This window comes from Pseudoalteromonas sp. APC 3893 (assembly GCF_030408095.1).
Taxonomy (GTDB): Bacteria; Pseudomonadota; Gammaproteobacteria; order Enterobacterales; family Alteromonadaceae; genus Pseudoalteromonas.
The window spans coordinates 22,705-29,099 of record NZ_JASDCD010000034.1 but is presented as its reverse complement, the minus strand read 5'-3'; the positions used below and the strand labels follow the sequence as shown (position 1 = coordinate 29,099).

Below are 6,395 nucleotides of genomic sequence, written 5' to 3'. Positions count from 1 at the left end.
AGCCCCCTTTGGTCCGTAGACATCATGCGGTATTAGCAGTCGTTTCCAACTGTTGTCCCCCACCTAAAGGCATGTTCCCAAGCATTACTCACCCGTCCGCCGCTCGTCAGCAAAGTAGCAAGCTACTCTCTGTTACCGCTCGACTTGCATGTGTTAGGCCTGCCGCCAGCGTTCAATCTGAGCCATGATCAAACTCTTCAATTAAAAGTTTTTTCTGTCTTCTCCCATAAAGAGAGCCGACATGCTCAATGAATTCTGAATTTATTTAATATCTTTCGATATTGAATTGACTGTGCTGAATAATTACTAAAGGTAACTATTCTGTTGGTCACTCAGTTTCAATTGAGACTCTAAATTTTTTGCGTCATCTAGCGAACTAGAATCTGCTGTTAGAACTCAATCTGTACGAGTGCCCACACAGATGATTGCTTTATATTGTTAAAGAACGTTGCGATTAAAGCGCTTTGCTTTACCTCGCTAGGGCTGCGCATGTTACGCTTTCCTATTTTTTTGTCAACACTTAATTTTAAACTTTATTAAAAATTTAAACTCAAGTTTTATTCGACTTACTAAGTGACTTGCTTGCAGCTTAAGCGTTGCCTGCTCTGCCGTCTCAGTGGGGTCGCATTATAGGGAGATCCGAAAACAGATCAACCCTTTTTTTAAAACTTTTGACTGTTCGCTCAAAAAGCACTCAAAAACCCATGAAATAGTCACTTAACAGGAGTTTTAGCGTCATTTTTTACGGTAAATTTAATAATTTCACATAAATAACATTGATATGTTCATTTATCGCGTTAAGATAGCAAGTTCACAATGTTAAATTAATGTTTATTTCCTGTTTATTGGTAGATCAAAATGAAATTACCCGATCAAAAATCTCTTATCTCTTTAGTTATTCTGGCTGTTATTGGTTTTGTTATAGTCAATTTCGCACTTTCAAGCTTAGCACTAAGCCCTGGCTTACTATTTGCTGTAGGTGTTTTAGTTGGTGGCCTTGTAGTTGGTGCACTATCATCTGACGTAGTAGAAGAGGCCGAAGTAAAAACAAAAACGCTTTATGTTGGCAATCTTCCATATCGTGCAAATGAAAGTGTTGTTCGTGCTTTATTTGAAGAACAAGGTAAAGTTTTCAACGTACGCCTATTAAAGGATAAAAATACTGGCAAGCGTCGTGGCTTTGGTTTTGTTGAAATGGCAGAGTCGGATGCTGACAATGCTATTTCGCAATTAAATGATAGTGAGTTCCAACAACGTACGTTGAAAGTTCGTGAAGCGAAACAAAAACAAGATGATGATTCAACCTCTATGCGTTCAGAGACAAATCAATCAGCTTAACATGCTCCACTATTAACTTATTAGTTAATACAGAAGCCGTTGCATAGTAATGCAGCGGTTTTTTTTGTTTAGTATGTATAGCTTCAATATTAGAGACTAGCTGCTCTGAACCATTTTTCTCAGCTAATACCGCAACAACTCTTTTGGCTATTGCAGCGCCAGAACCCATCAGCTTAATGGTTCCATTATAATAGTTATCTATTTGCTTAGCTAAGATTGGAAAATGTGTACACCCTAACACCAACACGTCAGTACTTGGCTTAATCGCGAGCTTTTGCATTTCCTTTGCAAACTTAGCTTGATTGAACTCACCTGTAAAATAGAATTGCTCTGCGATAGCCACCAGCTCGACGCTGCTATATAAATCGACAGTTAAGCCTTCACCATAAAGTGCTATGAGTTGCTGAGTATAACAGTTGCTAATTGTGGCAGGCGTTGCTAATAAACCGATACGCTGAGTTTGCGTTAATAGAGTAGCGGGCTTTATTGCAGGAACAACGCCCACAACGGGTATACTAGTTAACTCTCTTATTTTTGCTAATGCTAATGTCGATGCTGTATTACAAGCAATTACTAGAACATCAACTTTTAATTGGTGAGCTGTAATGTAATGAAGTAAAGAGGTTAAGCGCGCAACAATTGTTTCTTGGCTTAACTTACCGTAAGGCAGATAAGCATTATCCATAAAATAACTTAGTTCGGCTTGAGGTAATAAGTCTTTAATATGCTCAAGTACTGTTGTGCCGCCTATACCTGAATCGAATACCATAATGTGTGATGACAAACCGCCTACTCCAAGCTTCATTTAAGCTGAACAGTTTGCCACGCACATAGTATAAAATAAAGCTTAAGCTTCTGAGACTGCCTCACGCAGTTTATTCATTTGCTCAAACATCGATTTAGTATAATCAACCAGCTTACCGACCTCTTCTTGATCTTGGTTTAGCCATTGTAAAATACCTGACAACTGATTTTGCAGACCAAGTTCATTTGCCTTATTAAATGTCTCTCTCAAGTCATCATTAAACGGCGCCACTTTATTTGCTACTTCTTTTTCTGGAGCTGGTTTGTTTTCTTCATAACCTTTAATTGATGCAAATGTTTTAGTTTGCTTTAGATCCATCGAAAAAGCGACCAGCTGCTCGCTGCCTAAACTAAGTTCTTGCGCTTGCTCAAAGGCTTCATCTAAATCACCACCAAAGAAAGTTTGACTGACACTTTGTAAGTCTTCCATTAAGGCATTGATTGCCTCTTGTTCATCTTCATTTAAATCGCCATTTACTGACATACTAAATGAAAGCTCACGAGATTGAGATGACTCACTAGCAAAACCTTCGCTATCACCAGAGCGCTGATAGCTACTTGCTGATTGCTGAGTAAAGGCATCGGCAAAGCTAATACTTACTTCATCACCTTCAGCAGTTGTAAAATTATACTGCGCATTATTGCTTAAACTTAAATATTGCGCCTGACTAACACTGACAGAATCCGGTTGAGGGTTAAATAGGTCGTCTTCAAATTCATCAAGACCATTAAAAATGCCCTCTTTTGATTTTTCGATACCTTGTTCAATATCGTCATTTAAAACACCAGTATCTTTGAGTTCTGCATACGCATCATCAATACCTATTTGAACTCCTTTGCGAGCATCACTAAGCATGCCTTTGAGCTTGTCATCATCAGCGCCATCCGCTTGCGCTTTTTTTACAGCACCTGTCACAAAGTCTAAAACATTCTTTACGATTTCTTCAAAATCAAACAAAGGCTTGTCTTTTTTCTCGTGCTCAACAGGTAATCCAAGCGCTTCTGCCATTTTGTCGCCCAATACTTTTGCCGCAAGTTCTTTACCACGTTGCTGATAACTGTCTTGTGGGGACTGTATTGTCGGCTGCGTTAATGCGACCTTACTGCTGTTTTGATTGACGTTATTGTTTGGGACATAACCAAAATTGCCAATTTTCATAATCCGACTCCTATATTTGCATTCTTTATTATCGGCAAGTTTACAAAAACCTAAAGTAAAACGAACAAAAAAACAGCACTTACTTTTACTCAAAACTAGACAAATACTTCCGGCCCCCTACAATAGCGCCGACAAATAGCTTAAAGATAGAAGGTAGTGGGCATAATGGCAGTTATTAAAATCGATACATCAACGTACGATGCACAACTAAGCGAGAAAGAGCAGCGTATTATTGCGCAATTCCAACGTTTTGGGGTTGAGCAATTAGAAGTATTTGGCTCAGAGCCTATTCACTACCGTCAACGGGCTGAATTTAGAGTATGGCATGATGGGGATGATTTGTTTCATATTATGTTTGATCAAGCCACAAAAGAAAAAATACGTGTTGATACCTTTGACCCTGCAGCACCTTTAATTGGTGAAGTCATGGCTGCCATGATCGATAATTTGAAAGGCTGTGAAATACTACGCCGTAAGTTATTTCAAATTGATTACCTATCTACTTTAAGCGGTGAAATTTTAGTTAGCCTACTTTATCACAAACCACTTGATGAGCAGTGGATGACAGAGATAAAAGCATTAAAGGCTAAACTAAGTAACACATACAAAATTGATTTTATTGGCCGAGCTCGAAAGCAAAAAGAAGTACTCGGTGAAGACTTTGTTACTGAGCGCTTAACTGTAAATGACCAGGAGTTAATATTCCAACAAGTTGAAAATAGCTTTACGCAACCAAATGCCAAGGTGAATATTAAAATGCTTGAGTGGGCACAACAGCTATGTGCTCCACTTAAAAACGACTTACTAGAGCTTTATTGTGGTAATGGTAACTTCTCTATCGCATTGGCAGGTTCATTTAATCGAGTGCTTGCAACAGAAATATCTAAGTCTTCAGTGCATTCTGCACAGTACAACATAGCTAAAAATAACGTCACTAATTTAGATATTATTCGTATGTCGAGCGAAGAGTTTACGCAAGCAATGAATGGCGAACGTACTTTTTCACGTTTGCAGGGGATTGACTTAAAAAGCTACGACTGCCAAACCATTTTAGTTGACCCTCCACGTGCAGGTATGGATACACTCACCTGTGACTTAGTCGCTAACTATGAAAACATTATTTATATCTCATGCAACCCAGACACTTTGGAACGAGACTTAGATCATTTATGCCAAACCCATGAAGTTAAGCGTTTTGCTATTTTTGACCAGTTCCCTTATACCCATCACATCGAGTCGGGTGTTTTCTTACAAAAGAAATAGACTGCTCAGCATGAAGCCAGCGCTTTTAAAAGTGCTGGCATTTGCACCTCACTAAATACTTTAATACCATTTCGTTCTAGTAATGCCGCCGTTAATCCCATTCCCGCAACTTTAATACCACGGTGCGAGTCATCATAAATTGTATTACGACCACATGATGGGCTTGATTCCTTTAGTAGTGCAAAGCGGATATTATGAGACATACATAATTGTAAGGCCTTCTTCGCGCCTAACCTGAATGCAGCCGTTACATCTTCATCGGCATTTGTAATCACTTTATCGTGTCTGATTTCAGCTGGCGCTCTAGGTGTCGATAATCCACCAGCAACCTCAGGGCACAACGGTATAATAAGACCTTGTGATTGCCATGTAGTAATTTGTGGGTGAACTAGCTTTTGCCCAGTACCGTCGTAACGGACAGACGTACCGAGTAAACAACTTGAAACGAGTATTTTTTGCATTATTTCTCTAGTAACAAAAAAGCTCCGCGTACGGAGCTTTTATAAGACCAATCTGCTTCGTTATTTAGCAGCTAAGTAGTTAATCAATTTACTAATATCTTCAGGCGCTGTAATACCTGTTTCACGCCCAAGATTAAGCTTGTATTTACCATTTACGATAAAGGTTGGTACGCCTCTTAGCGCCCCCTTCTCTTTATAGTAATCTTGCTCGCGTTTCATTTTTGAGGCCATAGTACGTACTGAAAAGCTTTTATAAATTTTATCAAATTTATCACCATCAACACCTTGCGCTACAAATACATCTTTAATGTCAGCCAATTCATTAAACTTGGCGCGCTTCGTGTGAATGTGATTAAACATTGCTGCAATCAATGCATCTTTTTGTGGTAGCACTTCAGCTGTAGCAAGAGCTTGAGAAATCATTTGCTGGTTTTCAGTATCGCGTACACCCACAAAATCCACATGACTTTTTTTGAACGTAACGGTTTTGTCTAGTTTAGGTTTAACATCGGCAAGTAAAGCTTCATAGTTATTACATGCAGGGCAGTAAAATGAAAAGAACTCTTTTATTTCAGGCTTTTTACTGGCGCGGTCAGATACTACATCGTAGTGCACGCCCTCTTCATATTCTGTTGGTGCGGCAGTTACGGCCAAAGGTAATAAAAGTGCCAGTAACCCAGCTTTAACTAATTTGATCATTATTCATTAACTCCAAAAATTATTGTTGTAATAGCTTATTGTTGCAATAAAAAGGCAACTAACTCATCAAGCTGCTGTTGGCTTTTGATAGTATTAATATTGATTTTATACTTATCATTAACGATAAATGTTGGCACGCCTGTCAAAGCACCCGCTTTTGAAAACTTATTTTGTTTATCTTGCATTGCACGTTCAGCTGAAATTACAGGCATGCTAGCAATTTCTTGATCAAATTTAGCTTTATCAATTCCATTTAGCTCAAGCAGCTGCTTTACATCTTTAATGTTATCAAGCGGCGCACGTTGCACATGAATACTATTAAATATTTGATCAGCAACTTGCTCACCTTTACCATTTAGCTTTGCAATAATATAAGCATAGCTTAAGTTACTTTGCACTTGTGGAGATAAACCTCCTAAAAAGTTTACGTGATTTTTAATAAACTCAGTGCCTGCTGGTAAGCTTTTTTCCATCGCCTTTGCCACCGGTTCAAATTTAAAACAGTGTGGGCAATAAAATGAAAAGAACTCCGTAACTTGAGGGGTTTTACTTTTTTCAATATCTAATACCGTATATTGGTCACCCGCTTTAAAGTCAGCGGCCATAGCGGCGAATGGCAAGCATAATAATAGTAAACTCAGTTTTAATTTTTTTAGCATTGGACTCTCTAT

General features: G+C 38.6%; 7 protein-coding genes and 1 rRNA gene. 2 read left to right on the top strand and 6 right to left on the bottom strand.

Translation table 11 applies throughout. From position 1 onward, the window contains the following. A 16S ribosomal RNA gene (locus QMA12_RS20840) occupies positions 1-204 on the bottom strand; the annotation flags it as partial. Positions 205-858: 654 nt separating this feature from the next. Here QMA12_RS20840 and QMA12_RS20835 point away from each other — a divergent pair. Then, positions 859-1,338, top strand: a complete 480-nt coding sequence (locus QMA12_RS20835) for an RNA-binding protein (RefSeq protein WP_087534427.1) — start codon at positions 859-861, stop codon at positions 1,336-1,338. Here the strand turns inward: QMA12_RS20835 and murI are convergent. Continuing rightward, positions 1,307-2,122: a glutamate racemase gene (gene murI, locus QMA12_RS20830; RefSeq protein ID WP_290211341.1), complete on the bottom strand. Its 816-nt coding sequence runs from the start codon at positions 2,120-2,122 to the stop codon at positions 1,307-1,309. The two genes, QMA12_RS20835 and murI, sit on opposite strands and share 32 nt — an antisense overlap. Before the next feature lie 63 nt (positions 2,123-2,185). Next, positions 2,186-3,301, bottom strand: a complete 1,116-nt coding sequence (locus tag QMA12_RS20825; protein ID WP_087534426.1) for a DUF5610 domain-containing protein — start codon at positions 3,299-3,301, stop codon at positions 2,186-2,188. Between the two features lie 165 nt (positions 3,302-3,466). On the opposite strand from QMA12_RS20825, the gene trmA reads away from it, so the two are divergent. Further along, on the top strand, positions 3,467-4,564 hold the full coding sequence (gene trmA, locus QMA12_RS20820; RefSeq protein ID WP_087534425.1) for a tRNA (uridine(54)-C5)-methyltransferase TrmA: 1,098 nt from the start codon (positions 3,467-3,469) through the stop codon (positions 4,562-4,564). 5 nt (positions 4,565-4,569) lie between these two features. On the opposite strand, the gene QMA12_RS20815 is transcribed toward trmA, so the two are convergent. From QMA12_RS20815 to QMA12_RS20805, 3 genes are read right to left on the bottom strand one after another with little or no spacing between them, the layout of a single operon-like run. Continuing rightward, positions 4,570-5,025 carry a DUF523 domain-containing protein gene (locus tag QMA12_RS20815; RefSeq protein WP_290211340.1) on the bottom strand — a complete coding sequence of 152 codons (456 nt, stop codon included), beginning with the start codon at positions 5,023-5,025 and terminating at the stop codon, positions 4,570-4,572. Positions 5,026-5,085: 60 nt separating this feature from the next. Beyond that, on the bottom strand, positions 5,086-5,724 hold the full coding sequence (locus QMA12_RS20810; RefSeq protein WP_087534423.1) for a thiol:disulfide interchange protein DsbA/DsbL: 639 nt from the start codon (positions 5,722-5,724) through the stop codon (positions 5,086-5,088). Between the two features lie 35 nt (positions 5,725-5,759). Further along, positions 5,760-6,383: a thiol:disulfide interchange protein DsbA/DsbL gene (locus QMA12_RS20805; RefSeq protein ID WP_087534422.1), complete on the bottom strand. Its 624-nt coding sequence runs from the start codon at positions 6,381-6,383 to the stop codon at positions 5,760-5,762. Positions 6,384-6,395 lie beyond the last annotated feature (12 nt).